The organism is Pseudonocardia sp., from assembly GCF_050250275.1.
GTDB lineage: Bacteria > Actinomycetota > Actinomycetes > Mycobacteriales > Pseudonocardiaceae > Pseudonocardia.
In genome coordinates this window covers 61,799-82,521 of sequence record NZ_JBFWOY010000008.1, presented here as the reverse complement: position 1 = coordinate 82,521, position 20,723 = coordinate 61,799, and the positions used below count along the sequence as shown (strand labels likewise).

Sequence of the window (20,723 nt, the reverse complement as noted above, 5' to 3'; positions counted from 1 at the left end):
GGCGGGGAGCCCGGACGTGCTGACCGCCCGGCGCGGGCCCGGACGTACTCCTGCCGGGCGCCGCGCGCCCGGGGTGGCGACGATCGTCGCCGGGGCGGGCCGACCCTGTCAGCCCGCCCGTTCCGCTCAATGGACCGGCGCCACCACCCGTCGTTCGCCTTCGGGGATCCAGCCGAGCCGGCGCGACACGGCCTCGCCCGCCTCGACGAGCAGCCGCGCGTACCGGCGCCGCGACACCGCGCCGAGCCGAGCCGACGGCGCCCCGATGCTCACGGCCGCTACGACGTCGCCGTGCACGTCGCGGATCGGGGCGGCGACCGAGGTCACGCCGATCTCGCGCTCGTCGACCGACCGGGCCCAGCCCTGCGCGCGGACCGCGGCGAGCTCGGCGCGCAACGCGTCGGGATCGGTGACGGTGTGCGGGGTGAACCGGGGGAGCCCGGCGGCGAGGACGCGCTCGCGCTCGCGGTCGGGCAGGAACGCGAGCAGGATCTTGCCGGAGCTGGTGGCGTGCGCCGGCACGCGGCGGCCGGTCTCGGTGAACAGCCGCAGCGAGTAGGCGCTCTCCAGCCGGTCGACGTAGACGACCTCGGCGCCGTCGAGAATCCCGACCTGCGAGGACTCGCCGGTCTCCTCGCGGAGCCGGACCAGGACGGGTCCGGCGGCGGCGTGCAGGTCGAGATGGATCTTGACGGCTTCGCCGAGCTCGTAGACGACGATGCCGAGCCGGTAGCCGCCGGTGCGGGGGTCCTGCTCGACCAGGCCCTCGTTCGCGAGGGTCGTCAGCAGGCGGTGGACGTTGGACTTGCCGATGCCCAGGCGCCGCGACAGCTCGGAGACGCCGATCGACTCCTCGCGGGTGAGGAAGGCCTTGAGCAGCCGCGCGGCGTTGGTGACGGTGGAGAGCGGGGCGTCGGTCACGGCGTGGGCCGCCACTCGCTGCGCCCGCCGACCGACGCGAGCAGCGCCTTGCGGATGGCGTCGGGGTCGAGGCCGTCGGCGGCCGCCGCGACGCCCGGGTTGTGCGGCGAGATCGCCCTGGCCAGCAACGCCTGCGCGTGCGGCAGGCCCGCGGTCGCGGCGCCGGCCAGCTCGTCGACGAGGTGTTCGCGGCCCCGGACCCGGCTGCGGATCGTCTCGAAGTCGCGCGCCGCCGACGAGTGGCCGCTGGCGAGCCCGGACCCGACGTGGCCGGCGTGGTGCGGGGTCAGCCCGGACCCGGGCTGGGCGACGACGTGGTAGACGACGGTGCCGATCCCGAGGGCGGCCTTCACACCGTCGTAGGCGGGACCGTCGTTCTCGTCGAGCGTGCCCAGCGACGGGACGACGACGGGGTCGTAGAACCGCAGGGCCCAGGCGAGCCCGTCGAGGGAGCCGGCCACCTCGACCTCCTGGCCGCGCAGCGGGCCGAGCCCTTCGCGGGTGGCGAGCAGGTGCAGGTTGCGCACGCCGACGGCGGCCACGGTCAGTGGCGGTCCGCCCGTGAGCAGCGGCATCGCCCCGCGGACGGCGGGGGCGAACGTGTCGGCCTGGGCCAGGTAGGCGCGGTGCAGCGCGGTGATGTAGTCGGCGACGGCGGCGCGCATGTTCTCCGGACTGCTCATGACCCCGTTCCGGGCAGTGATCCACGCTGGGGGCACCGTTCCGATTTGCGGAACGGGATATCTGTTCTCCGGAACGCTAGAGCGGCTACCGTCGACCCGTCAAGACGCCCCGCCACTCCAGGGAGCTTGCGCCGTGGGGATCCTCAGACTCGCTCACGTCGACGTCCGCACGCCGGACCTCGACCTGTCCGCCGCCTACTACACCGAGGTCATGGGCCTGCAGCAGGTGATGCGGACCGACGACACCGTCTACTTCAAGTGCTGGGACGAGGAGGACCACCACTCGCTGCGGATGCGCTACAACCCCCGCACCGGGCTGGACTCGTTCACCTTCCGCGTCGAGTCCGAGGACGACCTGCACGACTTCGAGAGGCGTGTCGAGGCCTACGGCTGCCCGACGACGCGCGTCAGCCACGGCGACGCCGTCGGCCAGGGGGAGTCGCTGCGGTTCGAGGTCCCGAGCGGCCAGATCATGGAACTGGTCTGGGACATCGAGAAGACCGGCAACATCCTCGGCAAGCACAACCCCTCGCCCGTCCCGCCGCCCGACCTGCCCGGCATCGCCCCGCCCCGGATGGACCACATGCTGGTCAACGCCGAGGAGGTCGCCGAGGCCGCACGCTTCTTCATCGACGTCCTCGGCATGCGGCTCACCGAACAGGTCCTCGACGGCAACGGCCACCAGCTCGGGGTGTGGCTCGCCGGGCGCACCAACTCGCCGCACGACATCGCGATCGTCAACGGCCCCAACGGCGCCCTGCACCACTGGGCCTACTGGCTCGACGACTGGGACCACATCCGCAAGGCCGCCGACACGCTGGCCTACAACGGCGTCCAGATCGACCAGGGCCCGACGCGCCACGGCGTCACCCGCGGCAACACCATCTACTTCTTCGACCCGCTCGGCATTCGCAACGAGGTCTTCACCGGCGGGTACTGGGTCGATCCCGACCACGAGATCATCACCTGGACCGAGCAGGAGTTCGGGAAGGGCCTCTTCTACTACGAGAACGTCATCAGCCAGCGCTTCCTGCGTATGCACACTTGATCGACCCGCCCCGCCGGTTCCGCAGTCTTCACCGGCTTCCACCCCCCTCCCGCGCGGGTGGTCGATCGAGCAGGCGCCGCCGGCGTCCATCCCTCCCGCGCGGGTGCTCATCCGCGTCGCGTGTGCCGCACCGGTCGACGAAGTCGGTAAGCGAAGGAGCCCCACACATGCCCGACCGAATCCTGAGGCTGCAGCACGTCGAGGTCCGCGTCCCCGATCTCGAGCTCTGCACCGCCTACTACACCGAGGTCCTCGGCCTGATCGAGACCGCGCGCGACGTCCGCGACGGCGCCGACCGCGTCTTCCTCAAGTGCTGGGACGAGCAGGAGCACCACTCCGTGGTCCTGCGCCAGGCCCCGACCTACGGGCTCGACCACATGTCGTTCAAGGTCGCCGACGCCGGCGACCTCGACCATTTCACGACGAAACTCGAGGCGGCGGGTGTGGTGGTCAAGCGGTTCGCCTCCCGCGAGCTCGGTCCGGGCTGGGGTGCGGCGATCCGGTTCGAGGCTCCGTCGGGGCACCTCGTCGAGCTCGTCCACGGCATGGAGCGCCTGGGCAACATGCTGCCGATGACGAACCCGCCGCCCCGGCCCCAGGACCTCGTCGGCATCGCGCCGCCGCGGCTGGACCACGTGTTCGTGATGGCCGAGGACGTCGAGGCGTTCACGACGTTCTTCACCGACCTGCTGGAGTTCCGGCTCACCGAGCAGATCCTGGCCAACGACGGGCACCAGCTCGCGACGTTCCTGGAGCGCAGCCACACCCCGCACGACATCGCCGTCATCACCGGACCGAACGGCGGGCTGCACCACTTCGCGTTCTGGATGGACGACTGGAACGGCATCCGCGACGCCGCGGACACGCTGGCCTACCACGGGGTCCAGATCGACGTGGCGCCCACGCGCCACGGCGTGACCCGCGGCTACACGACGTACTTCTTCGACCCCGTCGGAAACCGCAACGAGCTGTTCACCGGCGGCTACTGGGTCGACCCGGACTTCGAGCCGATCACGTGGACCGAGGAGGAGATGGGGCGGGCCATCTTCTACTACCACCGCGAGGTCAACGAACGCTTCTTCACGGTGCACTCATGACCGACGCGCGCAAGCTCGACCGCTACGAGGCCCCCGGCTACCTGGCCCGCTACCGGGAGCGGCGCGAGGCCGCGGCCCCGGAGCAGAACGGTTCCGACGGGACACCGCTGTACCTGCGCCGGTTCCGTGATCGCGGCGCGATCGCCACGGTGGCCCCGCCGTCGCCGGTCGTCGAGTTCGACGGCGCGACGTTCACCCCCGCCCTCGCGGAGGCCAGCCGGGGCAAGGAGATCGCGGCGCCCGTCGAGCGGCGGGCGTCGGAGAAGGTCGTCTGCGAGATCTCGATCATCCGTCACGGCGTCACGCAGGGCTACTCGACCGACGCCGGCCTGACGCCGATGGGTGGCTGGCAGGCGCATCGCCGCGGCCACGAGCTGGCCCGGCGCTGGGACGCGGGTGACAAGGTGCGGCTGGTGTGCGCGGCGACCAACCGCGCCCGCCAGACCGCCGAGCAGATCTACCGCGGTGCCACCGACGGCATGCAGATGTGGGGCCACGACGTCGAGCTGTCCGAGCCCGAGGCGATCCCCGAGCTGCGCAACTTCGGGGTCTGGACCCCCGACGGGCTGCGCGACGTGACGTCGGCGTTCCGCCAGTACCAGGCCACCATGGAGAAGCTCGAACGGATGGCGGTGGGGGACCGGCCGCGCTGGCTCGTCGAGATCGACCGTTTCTACCGCGCCCAGCTGGGCGGGGCCGACCCGATCCAGATGTGGCTGACGATCCCGCTCATGTACTTCGAGCCGCCGGCGCTGTGCGTGCGCCGGTTCTGGCGGGGGTTCCACCGGCTGATGGCCGAGAGCCCCGACCACGGGCGGATCGTCGCGGCCACCCACTCCGGCCCGATGCGCGCCTTCGCGACGTGGGCGCACGGCTACGACCCCGGCGAGCCCTTGAACACCGAGGAGATCCGGGTCAAGCTGCGCGAGGGCGGCCGGACGGCGTTCGTGTCCTACCGCAACCGTGTCACCGAGGTGCACGTGCCACCCGCCGACGAGTTCCCGGCCTGGGACGAGGTGTGAGTCCATGACGGTGCTCGACGGACGGCCGGTCCTCGCCGACGCTGTGGACACCGCCGACGGGGACCCGGGAGAGGACCCGGGCCCGCTGCGGTCGGTCGCCATCGCGATGGCGGTGCTCGACTGCTTCGGCGAGGAGCCGGAGCTGGGGGCGACGAAGGTCGCGCAACGGCTCGGCGTCGCGAAGAGCACCGCGTGCCGGATGCTGGCGGCGCTGGCGTCGGGCGGGCTGCTCGAACGCAGCGGCGCCGGCCGTTACCGGCTGGGGCTACGGCTGTTCGAGATGGGTCAGCTGGCCGTCGACCGGCTGATGCTGCGCGAGGTGGCGCTGCCGGTCCTGGGGGAGCTGCGCGACGTGCTGCGTGAGACCGCCCAGCTCGCCGTCCCCGTCGGTGCCGACGTGCTCTACGTCGAGCGGCTGGAGAACTCCGACGTCGGCATCATGTTCCACACCGAGCTCTACCGGCGCGGCCCGGGCCATTCGTCCAGCGCGGGCAAGGCGATGGCGGCGGTGAACCCGGCGATGGCCCGGGCGATCCTGGACCGCGGGTTCGTGCGGCGGACGCCGTTCACGATCGTCGACCCGGGCCGCTACCGGCAGGTGCTGCGGCAGGTGCGGGTCGACGGCTTCGCCGTGTCGCGGGAGGAGCACACGATCGGCATGTCGTCGATCGCGGCGCCGGTCGTCGTCACGCGCGGGGACCACCGGGTCGCCGTCGCCGCGATCTCGGTGGTCGGGCGGACGGCGAGCATCCTGGGCGCGCGCAAGATGGCCGTGGTCCAGAACGTGCGCCGGGCCGCGGCCGCGGTGTCGGCGGAGCTGGACCGCTCCCTGTGAGCGGCGTCGGTCGCTGTGGCGACCACCGCCGCTCGACCGCTCACTGGGTGCGGTAGGGGCGGAGCCGGACGAGGGTGATCCGGCGACGCACGCCGGCCTGGTACTTGTCGTACATCGCGCCGATCGCGCGGAAGCGCTCCCACGTCGCCGCGTGGTCGGCGTCGGACACCGGCTCGGCGACGACGGCGCGCCGCTCGCCCCGGATCTCGATCTCGGCGTACGGGCATTCCTGCAGGTTCAGCCACCACTGCGGCTCGGCGTCGACCCCACCGTTGGAGGCGGCGACCAGCACGTCCTCGCCGTCGCGCAGGTACAGCAGCGGCACGGTGAAGTGTGTGCCGCTGCGCCGTCCGGTGTGGGTGAGCAGTACGACGTCGCCACCTCGGAAGCGCCACATCGCCCGGCCGCGGAACGCGCGCAGCACGGCGGTGTGCAGCGGCCCGAAGCGCCGCATGAGGGTCGTCGCGCGGCGGTCCTGCGGGGTCATGGTCGGGGTGGTCATGGCGCCTCCTCAATTCGCTGTAGTCATGACTCTATGAATTGAGCAATGCTACAGTCAAGAGGTGGCCACGCGTTCGTACACCTCCGCCCTGCGCGACGAGCAGGCCCGGCGCACCCGTGCCACCGTGCTCGACGCGGCGACCCGCTGCTTCGAGCGCGACGGCTACGCGGCCACCACGATGAAGGCGATCGCCGCCGAGGCGGGGGTGTCGGCGCAGACCGTCTTCACCCAGGGCACCAAGCCCGCCCTGCTGCTCGCGGCCGTCGACCGCGGGTTCACCGGCGACGACGAGGACGTCCCGTTGCTGGCCCGGGACGCCTTCCAGGCGTTCATCGCCGAGACCGACCGCGGCCGCAAGCTCGCGATGCTGCGCGACCTCGCCGTCGGCTACTACTCCGGGGCGCCGGCGATGCTGCGGGTCTTCCGCAACGCGGCGGGCGGCGACGCCGAGCTCGCGGCGGCGTGGCAGGAGTACGAACGGCGTCGCTACCAGGACATCCGCGCGATCACCGAGTCGTTCGCGCCGATGCTGCGCCTCGACCTGGACCAGGCCACCGACGTCTACTGGGCGCTGGCCGGCCTGGAGTTCGCCGACGACCTGATCCGCGTCCGGGGCTGGACCGTCGAGGCGTACGCGGACTGGATGGCCGACTCGATCGAACGCCTGCTCCTCGCACCGTTGTGAGGAGCGGTCAGTAGAGTCGCTGCGTCGCCAGCCGCGCACCCTCGGACAGCGCCCGGAACTTCTCCCACACGACGGTCGGGTGTACCTCGGGGTGGAACGACGCGCGCGAGGAGAACCCGCAGTCCGCACCGGCGATGACGTTCTCCCTGCCGACGATCCCCGCGTACAGCTCCAGGGTGTCGGCGATCAGCTCCGGGTGCTCGACGTAGTTGCTCGCGTGCCCCAGCAGCCCGGGGATCAGGACCTTGCCGTCGGGGAGCGGCACGTCGCGCCAGATCTTCCACTCGTGCTGGTGGCGCGGGTTGGCGACCTCGAAGGAGTAGGCGCCCGCGTCGACCTTGAGCATGAGCGGGGCGATGTCGCGGAACGCCAGGTCGTGGATGCGGGGGCCGTGGTTGAGGCCGTAGCAGGTGTGGAGGCGGACCTTCTCCGCCGGGATGCCGCGCAGCGCGTGGTTGAGGATCTCGATGTGCTGCTCGGCGTCGCGGACGCGCTGCTCGGGGGTGGTCGCCGGGTTCTCCGACAGGTACTCGATGAGCCACGGGTCGTCGACCTGCAGGACGAGACCGGCGTCGACGATCGCCAGGTACTCCTCGCGCAGCGCCTCGGCGACGGCCGCCAGGTACTCGCCGTGCGAGCCGTAGAACTCGTTGCGCCCGAACCCGCTCGGGCTGGTCGAGGGCAGGAACGCCTCGGTGACCTCGCCGGGTGCCGCGGCGATCGCGGCGCGCAGGTTCTCGATGTCGGTCTGCAGCTGCGCGTGGCCGTCGTAGGTGACGGGCCCCGTGCAGACCATCGTCGTCATCGGTGAGACCTGGTCCTTGTACTTGCCCAGGTAGCCGGCGTAGTAGTCGGGGAAGGCGTCGATCTCGACCTGCCACGACGGTGGCATCAGCTTCTCACCGGTCCCGGTGTCGAAGCCGGTGAGCCGGTCCTTGACGTAGGTCAGGAAGCTGACCTTGCTCATCTCGCCGTCGGTGACGACGTCGATCCCCGCCGAGGCCTGCTCGCGGACGACCTCGTCGACCGCCGCGGTGACGCGCTTGGCGTACCCGTCGACGTCGTAGGGGCGGCCGTGCTCCTTCTCCCGCATCACCTCGAGCAGGTCGCGCGGCCGTGCGAGGCTCCCGACGTGCGTGGTGAGGATCCGGTCGTCGCTGCGCTGCATGGCCGGGACCCTAGGAGCCCGTGATCGGACCGGCCAGGGCGTTGTTCCCGCTCAGGGAACGCCGCCCGCGTTAGGCTCCCGGGATGCCCCGTCCCAGTCGTTGGTCGGAGATCCTCGTCGCCGCGGGGGCGGAGTTCCGCGAGCGCGGCTTCGAGACGGCGACCCTGGAGAGCATCGGCGCCCGCGTCGGGATCCTGAAGGGCAGCATCTACAACTACGTCGCCAGCAAGGAGGAGCTGCTGCTGGCGGTCGTGGAACAGCCGGCCAAGCAGCTGCTCGCCGAGCTCGACCGGCTCAACCAGGACACGGGCAGCAGCGCCTCGGTGCGGCTGCGGGAGCTGATCCGCACGCAGGTGCGCATCTTCAGCGACTGCTATCCGGCCGCGTTCGTGTACCTGCAGCACATCGGGCGGATGGGTGGCGAACGGTTCGACGAGTTCCGCGCGATGGACGCCCGCTACATGGCGGCCGTCGAGGAGCTGGTCGGGGAGGGCGTCCGGACGGGGGAGTTCTCGCTGGCGGGCGACGCACGCACGACGGCCCGCGCGATCGTCGGCATGCTCGACTGGATGCAGCACTGGTTCTCCCCGCGCGGCGAGCGGGCCGACCGGGAGCTCGCCGACCAGCTGTTCGCGATGGCCCTCGGCGGCCTCGCCGCGGGCGGCGCCGTGCACGCGCTGGCCCGGGACGTGCCCTGAGGTCGCCACTCAGCGGGGTTCGAAGGTCACCGGCAGGTGCACGAGGCCGCGGGAGAGCAGCACCGGGTGCCAGCTCAGCGGCTCGGCGGTGAGAGCGAGGTCCGGGAGCCGGCGCATCGCCGCCGGGATCGCGACGGACCCCTCCAGCCGGGCCAGCGGCGCGCCCAGGCAGTAGTGCAGCCCCACGCCGAAGCCGAGCTGGCGGCCCGTGGCGCGGCCGGGGTCGAAGCGGTCGGGGTCGTCGAACACCGCCGGGTCGCGGTTGGCCGCCGACGGGCACAGGAACACCCGGTCGCCGCGGCGCAGCGTCCGGCCCCGGACCTCGACGTCGGTGGCCATCAGCCGGGCGATGGTCTTGGCGGGCCCGTCGTAGCGCAGGACCTCCTCGACGAGCCCGTCGGCGTCGGCGCCGACCCCGGGGTGGCGCAGCAGGGCGAGCAGCCCGTTGCCGATGAGGTTCGTCGTCGTCTCGTGGCCGGCGAACAGCAGCAGGACGCCGGTGGACACGACCTCGTCGTGGGTGAGGGCGTCGCTTGCGTCGCGGGCCTGGATGAGGGCGGTCAGCAGGTCGTCGGCCGGCTCGCGCTCGTGCCGGGCGACCAGCTCGGTGAGGTAGGCGGTCAGCTCGGCCATCCCGGCGGCCCCCGCGGAGTGCCGCTGCGGGTCGCCCATGCCGCCGAACACCAGTCCGGCGATGGCGTCGGACCAGTCCTTGAACAGGTCGCGGTCGGCGCGCGGCACCCCGAGCAGCTCGGCGACGACGGACGCGGTGAGCGGGTAGGCGAAGTCCCCGACGAGGTCGGCCCGTCCCCGGGGGGCGAGCGCGTCGAGCAGCTCGTCGACCAGCTCCCGCACCCGCGGGCGCACCCGCTCCACCGCGCGGGGGGTGAACGCGCGCGACAGCAGCTTGCGCAGCCGGGTGTGGTCGGGCGGGTCCTTGAACACCATCCAGTCCTCGAGCACCCCGAACGCCGCGCGCACGGCGGGGTCGGCGTCGTCGCGGTCGAGGCGGGCCCGGCGGTAGGGGGCGATGCGGTCCGACGAGAAGCGCGGGTCGCGCAGGGCCGCGTCGACGTCGTCGTAGCGGGTGAGGAACCAGGAGCGGTAGCGCTCGCTCCAGTGCACCGGGTCGCGCTCGCGCAGCGCCGCGAGCAGCGGGTAGGGATCGGCGACGGCGTCGGGCCCGAGGATGTCGGGGACCACGGAGGTCACGGTGCCTCCAGGACGGCGACGACGCAGGCGTTCCCGTCGAGCGCGCTGACCCCGCCACCCATGGTCTCGACGAGCCCGAGCCGCGCGCCCTCGACCTGGCGCCCGCCCGCCTCGCCCCGCAGCTGCCAGACGATCTCGGCGAGCTGGGCCAGCCCGGTCGCGCCCAGGGGGTGCCCGCGCGAGAGCAGCCCGCCCGACGGGTTGACCGGGTGCGCGCCGCCGAGCGCGGTCACCCCGGTCTCGGCGGCCTTCCCGCCCTCGCCGGGCGCGACGAGGCCGAGCGCCTCGGTGGTGACGATCTCGCCGATGGTGAACGCGTCGTGCACCTCGACGACGTCGACGTCGGTGGCGGCGTGCAGGCCGGCGGCGGCGAGCGCCTCGGCGGCGGTCTCGGCGACGATGTCGTGGCCCCACACGTGGGGCGAGCGGCGGCCCCAGGGCGCGCCGGAGCGCAGCGCGACCCCGCGGACGCCGACCTCGCGCGTGCCCCCGGTCGCCGGACCGACGACGGCCGCGGCCGCACCGTCGGAGGTGGGGCAGCACTGCAGCAGTGTCAGTGGGTCGGCGATCATCCGTGAGGCCAGCACCTCCTCGACGGTGTAGCGCCCGGAGTACTGGGCGCGCGGGTTGTGCAGGGCGTGCGCGTGGTTCTTCACCGACACCGCCGCGAGCTGGGCGGGGGTGACGGCGCCGTCGTGCAGGTAGCGGGTGGCGGCCATCGCGTAGAGGGCCGGCAGGGCCAGGCCGGCGGCACCCTCGGGGTCGGTGCTCTCGGGCGTGATCGCGCCGTCGAACGCGGTGCTCATCTGCTCGATGCCGAGCGCGAGGACGCGTCCGTAGCGGCCCGTGCGGACGGCCTCGCACGCCTCGGCGAATGCGGTGGTCCCGCTGGCGCAGGCGTTCTCGACGGTGACGACGGGGACGCGGGTGATGCCCATGGCGCGCAGGACCCGTTGCGCCACACCGGCCGGCGCGAACACGGTGCCGACCCAGACCGCGTCGACGGGCTCGGGCCCGGCATCGGCCAGTGCCTCGGAGACGGCGTTCCAGGCCAGGGTGACCAGGTCGGTCCCGGGGGCCCGGCCGAAGTGCGAGGTCCCGACACCGTGTACCGCGACGTCGCTCATCCGATGACCTCCACGTGTGGATCGGGAGCTCCCGCGCGGAGCCGGACCCGGGCGCCGACCGCGGGTGCGGTGTCCCCGTCGACGTGGGCGAGCAGCCGCGGGCCGTCGTCGAGGTCGACGTAGGCCAGCGCGTACGGGGGAGTGCGGCCGGCGACGGGGATGCGGACGACGGTCGCGCTCCACACCACACCGTCGGGGCCGAACTCGGCCGCGACGACGGGACCGCCGCATTCCGGGCACGCGGGCCAGGGGTAGGCGACCGGTTCGGCGCACGCCTGGCAGCGGACCCCGGCGACGTGCGCCGCGCCGTCGGGCGCGACGACGATGCGCGGGCGTGGATCGACGTCGGTCACGCCGACATGAAACCAAACCACGGGTCGGCTATCAATGGTACGCAGTGTGTTCGCCCTTCGGGATGACCACCCGCAGGAGCACGTTGATTGCGGAGTCTTGACACCCGGCGAGGGCTGGGGACACAGTGACCTGGAGCACCTTCAGCAAACCGGCGTTTGTCAAGTTCGTCGACCGGGGCCGTCGGGCTGACCGCCCGGAACCGGACGACCGGAGCCGTCGAAAGGACCCCGACCGATGAAGTTCGGCTTCTTCACCATGCCCGAGCACCCGCCGCGCGAGAACTGGACGCTGTCCTACGACCGCGACATCGCGAACATCGTGGATGCCGAGCGGCTGGGCTTCCACGAGTTCTGGGTCGGTGAGCACCACACCGGCGGCTACGAGAACGTGCCCGTCCCCGAGTACATGATCGCCAAGGCGTCGGCCCTGACCCACCGGATCAGGCTGGGCACCGGCGTCATCAACCTGCCCTACCAGGACCCGTTCATGGTCGCCGAGCGCATGGCGTTCCTCGACCACCTCACCCACGGGCGCCTGGAGTACGGCTTCGGCGGCGGCGGTCTGCCGACGGACAAGGAGCTGTTCGGGCTGGAACCGTCGGAGGCCGCGCCGCGGACCAACGAGGCGCTCGAGATCATCTGGGAGCTCCTGACGTCGGAGGACCCGGTCAGCTACGAGGGCCAGTACTGGAAGTACGAGAACCGCCAGCTGCAGGTCGGCCCCTACCAGGACGTTCCGCCGTTCGCGATCGCGGGCCTGACCGGCACCCACAACTACGCCAAGTGCGGCGAGCGCGGCTGGAAGCCCCTGTCGGTGCACTTCGCCCCGATCGACAACGGCACCTACGACATCGCGCCCGACCTCAAGGGGATGGGCAAGGCGATGCTCGACGCCGGCGCGGCCGCCGGGATCGACCCCGCCGTGACCCGTGAGAACTGGCGGATCGTCCGCGAGGTCTACGTCACCGACGACAAGAACCAGGCGCTCAAGGACATCCGCGAGGGCGTGAAGCTCTCCTACGACTACCTGTTCGGGCTCGGCCTCGGCGCGCTGATGAAGATCGGCGACGGCATGGAGGACGCGGACCTGTCGTTCGAGTGGATGGTCGACAACATCCCGTGGATCGTCGGCAGCCCGGAGGACTGCACCCGTCAGCTCAAGGAGCTCGAGGAGGAGGTCGGCGGCTTCGGCACGCTGCTGATCAACGTCCGTGACTGGGTGACCACCGACAAGTGGAACCGGTCGAACGAGATGTTCGCCCGCTACGTCATGCCGCACTTCACCAAGCGTGAGCGGCTGGACCGGCGCCAGAAGCTCGCGAACCGCGCGCTCGGGATCGACTGACGTCCTCGGCGGTGCGCACGACCCTGGGTGAGGAGTTCGACCACGCGTTCCGGCGGTACCGGGCGCGGGTCGCGGTGGAGTACGCCGGCCGGCGGTGGACGTTCTGCGACGTCGACCGCTGGTCGGCGGCTGTCGCCCTGCAGCTCGCCGACCACGGCGTGCGCCCCGGCGACGCCGTCGCGCTGCATCTGCGCAACTGCGTCGAGTTCGTGGTCGCCGACGTCGCGGTGGCCCGGCTCGGCGCGGTGAAGGTGCCGGTCAACCCGCTGCTGCCGCCGTCGACGGTCGAGCACGTCCTGCGCGCGTCGGGCGCCCGCGTGGTGGTGCGGGGCACGAGCCTCGCTCCGGCCGGTCAGGTCCCGGCGCTGGTCGTCGACGACGGGGGCGGGCGGCCCCGCGCCCGCGACGAGGTGCTGGTGCCCCCGCCGCCGCCCGGCCGCCCCCCGCCCGGGGCGGCGCCGGCGCCGCCCCGTCCCGGGATCGGCCCCGGGGACCGGGCCGCGATCTACTTCACCGGCGGCACGACCGGCTTGCCGAAGGGGGTCGTCCACACCCAGGCGTCGACGGTCGCGCTGCACCGGGCCCAGCTGCTCGAGGCCGAGATCACCGCCGACGACCGGCTGCTGCTCGCCACCCCGCTCGCCCACGCCGCCGGGCTGTTCGCCCAGAGCGCGCTGATCCGGGGCGCGACGTCGGTGATCGAACCCGGCTTCGACGCGGAGCGGGTCCTGGAAATGTTGCGCGACAACGGAATCACCTGGACCTTCCTGGTCCCGACGATGCTCTACCGGCTCCTCGACGCCGCCGGTGGGTCGGCGGAGCACGCGCTGCGGACGGTCGTCTACGGCGCCGCCCCGATCGCCCCGAGCCGCCTCGCCGCCGCCCTGGACGTGTTCGGCCCGGTGTTCGTGCAGCTCTACGGGCAGACCGAGTGCCCGAACTGGGGGACCCGGCTCGCCAAGTCCGACCACGACCCCGCGCGTCCCGAGCTCCTGGGATCGGCCGGGCAGGCGTCGATCGACGCGGACGTGCAGGTCGTCTCCGACTCCGGCGAGACCCTCCCCGCGGGCGAGACCGGTGAGATCTGCCTGCGCTCGCCCTACACGCTGGAGTGCTACCTCGACGACCCCGACGCCACCGCGGCCAAGTTCCTCCCAGCGGGCTGGATCCGCACCGGCGACGTCGGGTTCCTCGACGAGGACGGCTACCTCCACCTGCGCGACCGCACGTCGGACATGGTGATCAGCGGTGGGATGAACGTGTACTGCCGCGAGGTGGAGGACGCGCTGGCCCGCCACCCGGCGGTCGCCCGCGTCGCCGTCATCGGTGTGCCGCACGAGGACTGGGGCGAGGCGGTGCACGCCGTCGTCGTCCCCGGCCCCGCCTTCGATGCCGCGGATCTGCTGGAATGGGCGCGCGACGAGCTCGCCGGCTATGCCCGGCCCAAGACGGTCGAGGTCGTCGACGCGCTTCCCGAGACCCCGTTCGGGAAGATCGACAAGAAGGTCCTGCGTGCTCCCCACTGGGCGGGCCGGGACCGCGCGATCGGATAGGAGCCCCCATGTCCGGACCCCGCTCGGTCGCGGTCGACGCCCGCGGCTGGCCCCGCTTCTGGGACGAGGAGCGCGAGACCCTCGACCCTGCGCGGCGCGACGTCCTGATCCTCGACCGAATCCGCCACCAGCTCGCCTACGCGTGGGCCGAGCTGCCGTTCTACCGGCGCCACTGGCAGGCCCACGGCTTCCACCCCGACCAGGTCACCGCGCTCGAGGACTTCACCACGAAGGTCCCGGTGATCACGAAGAAGATGCTGGTCGCCGACCAGGCCGAGCACCCGCCGTTCGGCAGCTACGCCCGCGACGTCCCGCCGGGGGGCATCGCCCGCATCCACGGCTCGTCCGGCACCTCCGGCACGCCGACGATGTACGCGGTGTCCAAGGCCGACTGGGACCGCGCGGGCGACGTGCACGCCATGGCGCAGTGGTGCGCCGGCGTGCGACCCGACGACGTCGTCCAGGTCGGGTTCCCGTTCGGGCTGTTCTTCGGCGGCTGGGGTGTGGTGCAGGGCGCCGAGCGGATCGGCGCGACCCTGTTCCCGCTGGGGATCACCGACTCCGAGAAGCACCTGCAGCTGATCTCCCGCCTGGGCTCGACGGTGTTCAGCGCGACACCGTCGTACTGCATCCATCTGCTCTCGGTGGCCGAGAAGCTGGGGATCGACCTGCGCGCGTCGACGATCCGGCACCTGCTCGTCGGCGGCGAGCCCGGCGGGTCGCTGCCCGGCACCCGGAAGATCATCGAGGAGGGCTGGGACGCGATCGTGTCCGACGCCGGGTCGACCTCGGAGATGTACCCGTTCCAGACCAGCGTCGGCTGCGAGGCCGGCACGGGGACCCATCTCTACACCGACGAGGTGTACACCGAGGTCGTCGACGGTTCCGACCTCAACGCGCCCGTCCCGGTGGGGGAGCGCGGCGCCGTCGTCTACACCCACCTCTGGCGCGACTCCCAGCCGATGATCCGCTTCGCCCCCGGCGACGAGACCTACCTGGCGACCGACCCCTGTCCCTGCGGGCGCACCTATCCGCGGATGCCCGAGGGGGTGCTCGGCCGCCTCGACGACATGCTCGTGATCCGCGGTGCCAACGTCTTCCCGTCCGCGGTGGAGACGGCGCTGCGCAGCGTCCCCGAGCTGGGCCCGGAGTTCCGCATCCGGGTGTCCAAGCGGGGCGCTCTCGACGAGCTGACCGTCGAGGCCGAGGCCGACCCCGGTGACGACGGGCTGCGCGCCCGCACCGAGGAGGCGCTGCAGCGGGTCCTGGGGATCCGTACCGGTGTCACGCTCCTGGCGCCCGGCACGCTCCCGGAGACGACGTTCAAGGCCCGCCGGGTGGTCGACGAACGCTGACCCCACGCCCCTCACGCGGGCTCATCGCGGCCAGAGCGGCTCCGTCGCCGCCTGTTCGGCGTCGTGCAGGACGCGCAGGACGTTGCGGCCGGTCAGGGCCTCGAGGTCGGCGCGCGACCAGCCGCGGCGGGCCGGCTCCGCGAGCAGCCGCGGGTAGCCGGAGACGTCCTCCAGGCCGGTGGGCTGCACGTCGACACCGTCGTAGTCGCCCCCGATCCCGACGTGCGCGACTCCCGGACACGGCGTCGATCTGTTCCAGTGTCGCGACGACGGCGTCGGGCTCGGGCAGGTCCGAGGGCACCCACACCGACCAGAACTGGGCGCCGACCCCGCCGGCGCGCAGCCGGGGCAGGTCGGTGTGCAGCTCGGGCCGGGGGCCGTCGAGCCCGTCGACGGCGTAGCCCGCGACGCCGCGCAGCGCGGCGGGCAGGTCGTTGTGCCCGTCGATCACCGGCACGTCGCGCAACACGGTGGCCACCAACGACTCCGGGCGAACGGTCGCTGTCGTCGTGCACCTCCTCGCCGCCCGACGGTGCCACACCGGGTGGCCCCGGACGAGCAGGTCACGGTCGGTGGCGAAGACGGGCGCCGAGGCTACGGAAAGTGAGGCCGACGGTGCCCGGCCGCTGCGGACGTTCGGTCCCGTCGCACCTCGAGGTGAGGCGCGGCCGTTCGGGTCTTGTGTCGTTGCTGTTGGGGTGCATCATGATCCGATGCTGTTCACCGGGACGATGCCCGGAGTGGAGGGGCACGTCGGATACCTGGCCGGTCGGTACCGCAACGGAGCGTTGAGCGACGTGTGGACCGACGTCTCACGCTGCGCCGAGCGCACCTTCACCGCGTGGGCGGCGGGGTGTTCGTGCGGCTGGTACGGCCCCCTCCAACCGCTGACGACGGTCGGCCAGTACGGCGCCCGCCGGCAGTGGGCCGGCGAGCACCTTCCCGAGGTGATCGCGACGGCGGCGGACGCCGCGGTCACGCCTGCGGCGGGCTGAGCGCGGTCACCCCTGCGGTGGGCTGAGCGCGGTCACGCCGCGGCGCCGACGTCGCGGGCAGCGGTCGTCCGCACGAGGTGGCGGTCGTCGGCGTGCTGCAGCAGCGGGACCGCGACGGCGCCCAGCAGGCAGATGGCGACCCCGCCCCACGCGGCGACGTTCCAGCCGCTCACCAGGCTCGCCACCGGGTCGGGGGAGTCGGGGCGGATCGCCAGCACCGCGGCGATGGTGACGCCGAACGCGGCGCCGACGTAGCGGGCGGAGTTGTTGATGCCGCTGCCGGTGGCGGCCCGCTCGGGCGGTACGGCGGCGACGGCCTCCCGGCCGAGGGTGGCGTTGGCCAGCCCGGTCCCGGCACCGGACACGATCAGCCCGGGCAGCAGCGCCCAGAGTCCGCTCGCCGGGGTGAGCAGGGCGAGCGGCACGAACCCGGCGGCGGCGACGGCCAGGCCGATCGCGAGCCGCGCGCCGCCCGACAGGCCGGCGGGCAGCTGCCGGGCGCCGAGCGAGGCGAGGACGCTCGTCAGCGACCAGGCCAGCAGGATCACCGACGCCGCGACGGCGGACTGGGCCAGCCCGCGTTCGAGGACGGTGCCGATGAACGACATCAGGCCGATGATCGCGCCGCCGGTGACGAAGGCCGCGAGCGTCGCGCCGACGAGGGCGGGCCTGCGGAACAGCGATGGCGGGAAGAGCGGTTCGGCGCTGCGCGCGAGGTGGATTCCGGTGGCGACGAGTGCGGCGACGGCGACGGCGGCCAGGATCGCGACGAGCGGTTGGGTCCAGCCCTGGCGGCCCTCGGTGAGGGCGGCGAGCAGGCAGCCGAGCCCGGTGCCGAGCAGGAGTGCGCCGAGGACGTCGGTTCGCCGTGCGGTGTCGCCGCGGGACTCGCGCAGCCACTGCTGCCCGGCGGCCGCGATGACGACGGACAGGACGGCGAGGACGAGGTAGCTCCACCGCCAGCTGTGGACCGCGTCGCTGACCGAGCCGAGCAGGGGGCCGATGCTGGGGCCCGCGCCCATCGCGGCGCCCCAGACGGCGGTCGCGCGGGTGCGGGGCGGGCCGGGGGCGAAGGTAGCGCTGATCAGCGCGAGCGCGCAGGCGAGGAGCGCGGCGGAGCCGAGGCCCTGGACGACCCGCCCGGCGACGAAGAGTGCGGTGGTGGGCGCGATCCCCGACAGGGCCGCCCCGACGGCGGTGAGCACGGCGCCGGCGACGAACACGCGCCGCCTGCCGACGATGTCGCCGACCGCGCCCGCGCTGAGCAGTGCGACGGCGAGCCCGAGGCTCATGGAGCTGAGGATCCACGCGGTGCCGACGGGTCCTGCCCCGAGGTCGGTACTCACGGTCGGGACGATCGAGAGCGGCGCGGTGAACGCCGTCATGGCCACGAGGGTGCCGCCTGCGGTGATGGCCAGGCAGCGCCCCGGAGCCGTGTCGGGTGCGGTCATCGTTGCTCCAGGCGTCGGCGTGATGTCGGTGGGGACCGTACCACTGGTGGTTCGGTGAACGAACTGTGTGCGACGATGGTCGCATGGCGCTGCCCCGCGAGTACCCCGGCCAGTCGTGCGCGATCGCACGGGCGCTGGAGATCGTCGGTGAACGCTGGACGTTGCTGATCCTGCGCGACGCGGTCTTCGGCGTCCGCCGGTTCAGCGACTTCTCCCGCCATCTCGGGGTGCCCCGCGCGGTGCTCGCCGAGCGCCTGGAGTTCCTCGTCGCCGAGGGGGTCCTCGAGCGGGTGGCCGGATCCCGGGGGCGCGACGAGTACGTGGTGACGGACAAGGGGCTGGGCCTGTGGCCCGTCCTGCGGGCGCTGGGTGCGTGGGGCGACGCGCACTACTCGCCCGCGGGGCCGCGCCGGGTCTTCGAGCACGCCGGCTGCGGCGGCGACGTCGCATCCGGAGGGCGCTGCGCCCGCTGTGGGGCCCAGGTGCCCGTCGCGGCCACGGTGCTCGTCCCGGGGCCCGGCTACGAGGGCCCGGCCGAGGGCGACGCGATCAGCGCCGCCCTGGCCGCGCCGCACCGGCTGCTGGAGCAACTGGGGTGAACCCGCGCCCGGCTCCGGGGCCGGGCGCGGCCTACTCCGACAGGAACCCGCCGGACTGCCGCTCCCACAGCCGTGCGTAACCGCCGCCGCGGGCGAGCAGCTCGGCGTGCGCCCCCTCCTCGACGACGGCGCCCTTGTCGAGCACGACGAGCCGGTCCATTCCCGCGACCGTGCTCAGCCGGTGTGCCACCGCGATGGCGGTGCGCCCCTCCATGAGCCGCCACAGCGCCGCCTGGATCAGCGCCTCGCTCTCCGAGTCGAGCGCGCTCGTCGCCTCGTCGAGCAGCAGGATCGGCGCGTCGCGCAGGACGGCGCGCGCGATCGCGACCCGCTGCCGCTGCCCGCCCGACAGCGTCACCCCGCGCTCGCCGACGAGTGTGTCGAACCCGTCGGGGAGCGCCTCGACGAACTCGAGCACGTGCGCCGCCCGGGCCGCGTCGAGGATCTCCTGGTCGCTCGCCCCGGGGCGGCCGAACGCGATGTTCTCCCGCAGTGTGCGGTGGAACATCACCGGGTCCTGGGGCACTGATGCGATCAGTCCGCGCAGGTCGGCCTGCGACAGCTTCGTGACGTCCTGGCCGCCGACGAGGATCCGGCCGCCCTGGACGTCCATGAGCCGCAGCAGCAGCCGCACGATCGTCGTCTTGCCGCCGCCCGAGCGGCCGACCAGCCCGACCCGCTCGCCGGGCGCGATCACCAGGTCGAGCCCGTCGAACAGCGGCGCGGTGCGGCCGGCGTGGGTGAACCGCACACCGTCGAACGCCACCCCCGCGGGCCCGCCCGAGACCGGTTCCGGATCGGGGTCGTCGACCACCGTCGGGTCGTCGAGCAGCAGTTCGGCGAACTGGGCGGCCTCGGTCAGCGACCGTTCGAGGTGGCGGTAGGTCTGATTGAACTCGAACAGGATCCGGGTGGTCTGGGTGAAGTACGCGACCGTCACCACGACCGCGCCCACACCCGGGCCGCCCTCGCGCACCGCGACCAGCAGTGCCAGCACGAGGCCGGCCGTGTTGGTGAGCACCGACATCGGTGCGACGAGGGTGTCGATCCGCAGGTTGTTGTAGTCCCACGCCCGCAGCGTCAGCCGCTTGTGCTCGGCCACCCGCCTGCGGTGCTCCGCGGCTTCGCGCAGCTCGGAGGCGTAGGCGCGCACCGCGTCCATGTTGGTGAGCGTGTCGGCGACGTGCCCGGACAGCCGCGTCCACGACGCCTCCCTGGCGTCGACGAGCACCTGGCGCCGGCGGATCAGCGGGACCACGACGATCGCGGTCACGACGATCATCCCGACCAGCACGACGACCAGCCACGGGTCGTAGCGCCACAGCACGACCGACGCGAAGGTCAGCGGCAGCAGCTGCGCGACGACCTGGAACGCCAGCGTGTCGACGAAGTCCTCGTACTGCGAGGCGAAGCTCAGCACGCGTTTGGTGAGCGAGCCCGAGAAGTTCTCGTGGAAGAACGACGCGTCCTTGGCGAGCAGCGCGTCCATGCCGTCGACGTAGAGGTTCTCGATGCCCCGCGCGTCGGACCGGTTGAGGCAGTGGATGCCGAGCCGCCAGCACGCCTGGCCGGCGAGCAGCGACGCGAGGAAGCCGAGCACGAGCGGCAGCACCGTCGCCGTGGTGAGGGCTGTGCCGGTGGCGAGCTCGTCGACCAGGGCCGCGACGGCCAGCGGTGGCAGGTAGGACAGTGCGATGTTGCCCATCGCCGGCAGCAGGAGCGCGGAGCCGGTGAGCAGTTTGTGGCGAGCGAGCTCGCGTCCATAGATTCGGGTGGCCAGGCGCAGCGCCGCCCCACGGCGCGACCGGACCTCCGGCCCGGCGGGGATGCCGGTCGGTGGTGCGGGCGCGGCCGCGGGATGTGCTCGGGCCGGAGCGGACACAGGTCTCCTCACAGACGGTGGACGGGGAACCGAACATGGTCCGCCTGCGGCGTGGGTGGGTCCACCGGGTTTCGTGACGGCGACGTGGCCGGTTTCCGGTCGGCGCCGAACGGTCTGCCGTGACGGTGCCCGGTGCGGTGTACACGACGAACGGCGGAGTCTAGGGTCATCGTTATCAGTCATTGCCGACTG

At 72.8% G+C, this 20,723-nt stretch carries 21 protein-coding genes and 1 pseudogene; 11 read left to right on the top strand and 11 right to left on the bottom strand.

Annotated features, from left to right (window positions below):
• Nucleotides 1-126: 126 nt before the first annotated feature.
• Nucleotides 127-921, bottom strand: a complete 795-nt coding sequence (locus tag AB7F12_RS10005) for an IclR family transcriptional regulator (RefSeq protein WP_428497169.1) — start codon at nucleotides 919-921, stop codon at nucleotides 127-129.
• Nucleotides 918-1,604: a hypothetical protein gene (locus AB7F12_RS10000; RefSeq protein WP_428497170.1), complete on the bottom strand. Its 687-nt coding sequence runs from the start codon at nucleotides 1,602-1,604 to the stop codon at nucleotides 918-920. The genes AB7F12_RS10005 and AB7F12_RS10000 overlap by 4 nt, the downstream gene beginning before the upstream one ends.
• A 133-nt stretch (nucleotides 1,605-1,737) precedes the next feature.
• Here AB7F12_RS10000 and AB7F12_RS09995 point away from each other — a divergent pair, with 133 nt between their 5' ends.
• From AB7F12_RS09995 to AB7F12_RS09980, 4 genes are all read left to right on the top strand, one after another.
• Nucleotides 1,738-2,652 (top strand): catechol 2,3-dioxygenase, encoded by a 915-nt coding sequence (locus tag AB7F12_RS09995; RefSeq protein WP_428497171.1) that lies wholly within the window; start codon nucleotides 1,738-1,740, stop codon nucleotides 2,650-2,652.
• Nucleotides 2,653-2,819: 167 nt separating this feature from the next.
• The gene (locus tag AB7F12_RS09990; protein WP_428497172.1) at nucleotides 2,820-3,749 is read left to right on the top strand and encodes a catechol 2,3-dioxygenase; all 930 of its coding nucleotides are present in this window, start codon (nucleotides 2,820-2,822) and stop codon (nucleotides 3,747-3,749) included.
• Nucleotides 3,746-4,771 (top strand): histidine phosphatase family protein, encoded by a 1,026-nt coding sequence (locus AB7F12_RS09985; RefSeq protein ID WP_428497173.1) that lies wholly within the window; start codon nucleotides 3,746-3,748, stop codon nucleotides 4,769-4,771. The genes AB7F12_RS09990 and AB7F12_RS09985 overlap by 4 nt, the downstream gene beginning before the upstream one ends.
• A gap of 4 nt (nucleotides 4,772-4,775) precedes the next feature.
• A complete protein-coding gene (locus tag AB7F12_RS09980) occupies nucleotides 4,776-5,606 on the top strand; it encodes an IclR family transcriptional regulator (protein WP_428497174.1) in 831 nt (276 codons plus the stop codon).
• Nucleotides 5,607-5,646: 40 nt separating this feature from the next.
• Here AB7F12_RS09980 and AB7F12_RS09975 read toward each other — a convergent pair whose 3' ends face one another.
• Entirely contained in the window at nucleotides 5,647-6,108 is a 462-nt protein-coding gene (locus AB7F12_RS09975) for a nitroreductase/quinone reductase family protein (RefSeq protein ID WP_428497175.1), read from the bottom strand.
• Nucleotides 6,109-6,169: 61 nt separating this feature from the next.
• Between AB7F12_RS09975 and AB7F12_RS09970 the strand changes: the two genes are divergently transcribed.
• Nucleotides 6,170-6,793, top strand: coding sequence for a TetR/AcrR family transcriptional regulator (locus AB7F12_RS09970; RefSeq protein WP_428497176.1), 624 nt, complete (start codon nucleotides 6,170-6,172; stop codon nucleotides 6,791-6,793).
• Between the two features lie 7 nt (nucleotides 6,794-6,800).
• On the opposite strand, the gene AB7F12_RS09965 is transcribed toward AB7F12_RS09970, so the two are convergent.
• The gene (locus AB7F12_RS09965) at nucleotides 6,801-7,961 is read right to left on the bottom strand and encodes a cobalamin-independent methionine synthase II family protein (RefSeq protein WP_428497177.1); all 1,161 of its coding nucleotides are present in this window, start codon (nucleotides 7,959-7,961) and stop codon (nucleotides 6,801-6,803) included.
• A gap of 83 nt (nucleotides 7,962-8,044) precedes the next feature.
• Between AB7F12_RS09965 and AB7F12_RS09960 the strand changes: the two genes are divergently transcribed.
• Nucleotides 8,045-8,659, top strand: a complete 615-nt coding sequence (locus tag AB7F12_RS09960; protein WP_428497178.1) for a TetR/AcrR family transcriptional regulator — start codon at nucleotides 8,045-8,047, stop codon at nucleotides 8,657-8,659.
• Between the two features lie 9 nt (nucleotides 8,660-8,668).
• Here AB7F12_RS09960 and AB7F12_RS09955 read toward each other — a convergent pair whose 3' ends face one another.
• The 3 genes from AB7F12_RS09955 to AB7F12_RS09945 are packed head-to-tail and all read right to left on the bottom strand — an operon-like array spanning nucleotide 8,669 to nucleotide 11,351.
• Nucleotides 8,669-9,871 carry a cytochrome P450 gene (locus AB7F12_RS09955; RefSeq protein ID WP_428497179.1) on the bottom strand — a complete coding sequence of 401 codons (1,203 nt, stop codon included), beginning with the start codon at nucleotides 9,869-9,871 and terminating at the stop codon, nucleotides 8,669-8,671.
• Entirely contained in the window at nucleotides 9,868-10,998 is a 1,131-nt protein-coding gene (locus AB7F12_RS09950) for a thiolase family protein (RefSeq protein WP_428497180.1), read from the bottom strand. Before AB7F12_RS09950 ends, AB7F12_RS09955 begins: the two co-directional genes overlap by 4 nt.
• A complete protein-coding gene (locus tag AB7F12_RS09945; protein WP_428497181.1) occupies nucleotides 10,995-11,351 on the bottom strand; it encodes a Zn-ribbon domain-containing OB-fold protein in 357 nt (118 codons plus the stop codon). The genes AB7F12_RS09950 and AB7F12_RS09945 overlap by 4 nt, the downstream gene beginning before the upstream one ends.
• A gap of 235 nt (nucleotides 11,352-11,586) precedes the next feature.
• Here AB7F12_RS09945 and AB7F12_RS09940 point away from each other — a divergent pair, with 235 nt between their 5' ends.
• Genes AB7F12_RS09940 through AB7F12_RS09930 form a run of 3 tightly spaced genes read left to right on the top strand, consistent with a single transcriptional unit; the run spans nucleotide 11,587 to nucleotide 15,604 of the window.
• Nucleotides 11,587-12,696, top strand: coding sequence for an LLM class flavin-dependent oxidoreductase (locus AB7F12_RS09940; protein ID WP_428497182.1), 1,110 nt, complete (start codon nucleotides 11,587-11,589; stop codon nucleotides 12,694-12,696).
• Nucleotides 12,697-12,707: 11 nt separating this feature from the next.
• On the top strand, nucleotides 12,708-14,249 hold the full coding sequence (locus AB7F12_RS09935) for a class I adenylate-forming enzyme family protein (protein ID WP_428497183.1): 1,542 nt from the start codon (nucleotides 12,708-12,710) through the stop codon (nucleotides 14,247-14,249).
• An 8-nt stretch (nucleotides 14,250-14,257) separates the two neighbouring features.
• A complete protein-coding gene (locus tag AB7F12_RS09930) occupies nucleotides 14,258-15,604 on the top strand; it encodes a phenylacetate--CoA ligase family protein (RefSeq protein ID WP_428497184.1) in 1,347 nt (448 codons plus the stop codon).
• A gap of 21 nt (nucleotides 15,605-15,625) precedes the next feature.
• Here the strand turns inward: AB7F12_RS09930 and AB7F12_RS09925 are convergent, their stop codons facing one another.
• Complete coding sequence (locus AB7F12_RS09925; RefSeq protein WP_428497185.1) at nucleotides 15,626-15,793, bottom strand: membrane dipeptidase; 168 nt, start codon at nucleotides 15,791-15,793, stop codon at nucleotides 15,626-15,628.
• A gap of 108 nt (nucleotides 15,794-15,901) precedes the next feature.
• Nucleotides 15,902-16,055: pseudogene (locus tag AB7F12_RS09920) on the bottom strand (membrane dipeptidase); the annotation flags it as partial.
• 262 nt (nucleotides 16,056-16,317) lie between these two features.
• Here AB7F12_RS09920 and AB7F12_RS09915 point away from each other — a divergent pair.
• Nucleotides 16,318-16,599, top strand: a complete 282-nt coding sequence (locus AB7F12_RS09915) for a hypothetical protein (RefSeq protein ID WP_428497186.1) — start codon at nucleotides 16,318-16,320, stop codon at nucleotides 16,597-16,599.
• 32 nt (nucleotides 16,600-16,631) lie between these two features.
• On the opposite strand, the gene AB7F12_RS09910 is transcribed toward AB7F12_RS09915, so the two are convergent.
• Nucleotides 16,632-18,050 (bottom strand): MFS transporter, encoded by a 1,419-nt coding sequence (locus tag AB7F12_RS09910; protein WP_428497187.1) that lies wholly within the window; start codon nucleotides 18,048-18,050, stop codon nucleotides 16,632-16,634.
• An 83-nt stretch (nucleotides 18,051-18,133) separates the two neighbouring features.
• On the opposite strand from AB7F12_RS09910, the gene AB7F12_RS09905 reads away from it, so the two are divergent.
• Nucleotides 18,134-18,649: a winged helix-turn-helix transcriptional regulator gene (locus AB7F12_RS09905; RefSeq protein WP_428497188.1), complete on the top strand. Its 516-nt coding sequence runs from the start codon at nucleotides 18,134-18,136 to the stop codon at nucleotides 18,647-18,649.
• 31 nt (nucleotides 18,650-18,680) lie between these two features.
• Here AB7F12_RS09905 and AB7F12_RS09900 read toward each other — a convergent pair whose 3' ends face one another.
• A complete protein-coding gene (locus AB7F12_RS09900; protein ID WP_428497189.1) occupies nucleotides 18,681-20,531 on the bottom strand; it encodes an ABC transporter ATP-binding protein in 1,851 nt (616 codons plus the stop codon).
• Nucleotides 20,532-20,723 lie beyond the last annotated feature (192 nt).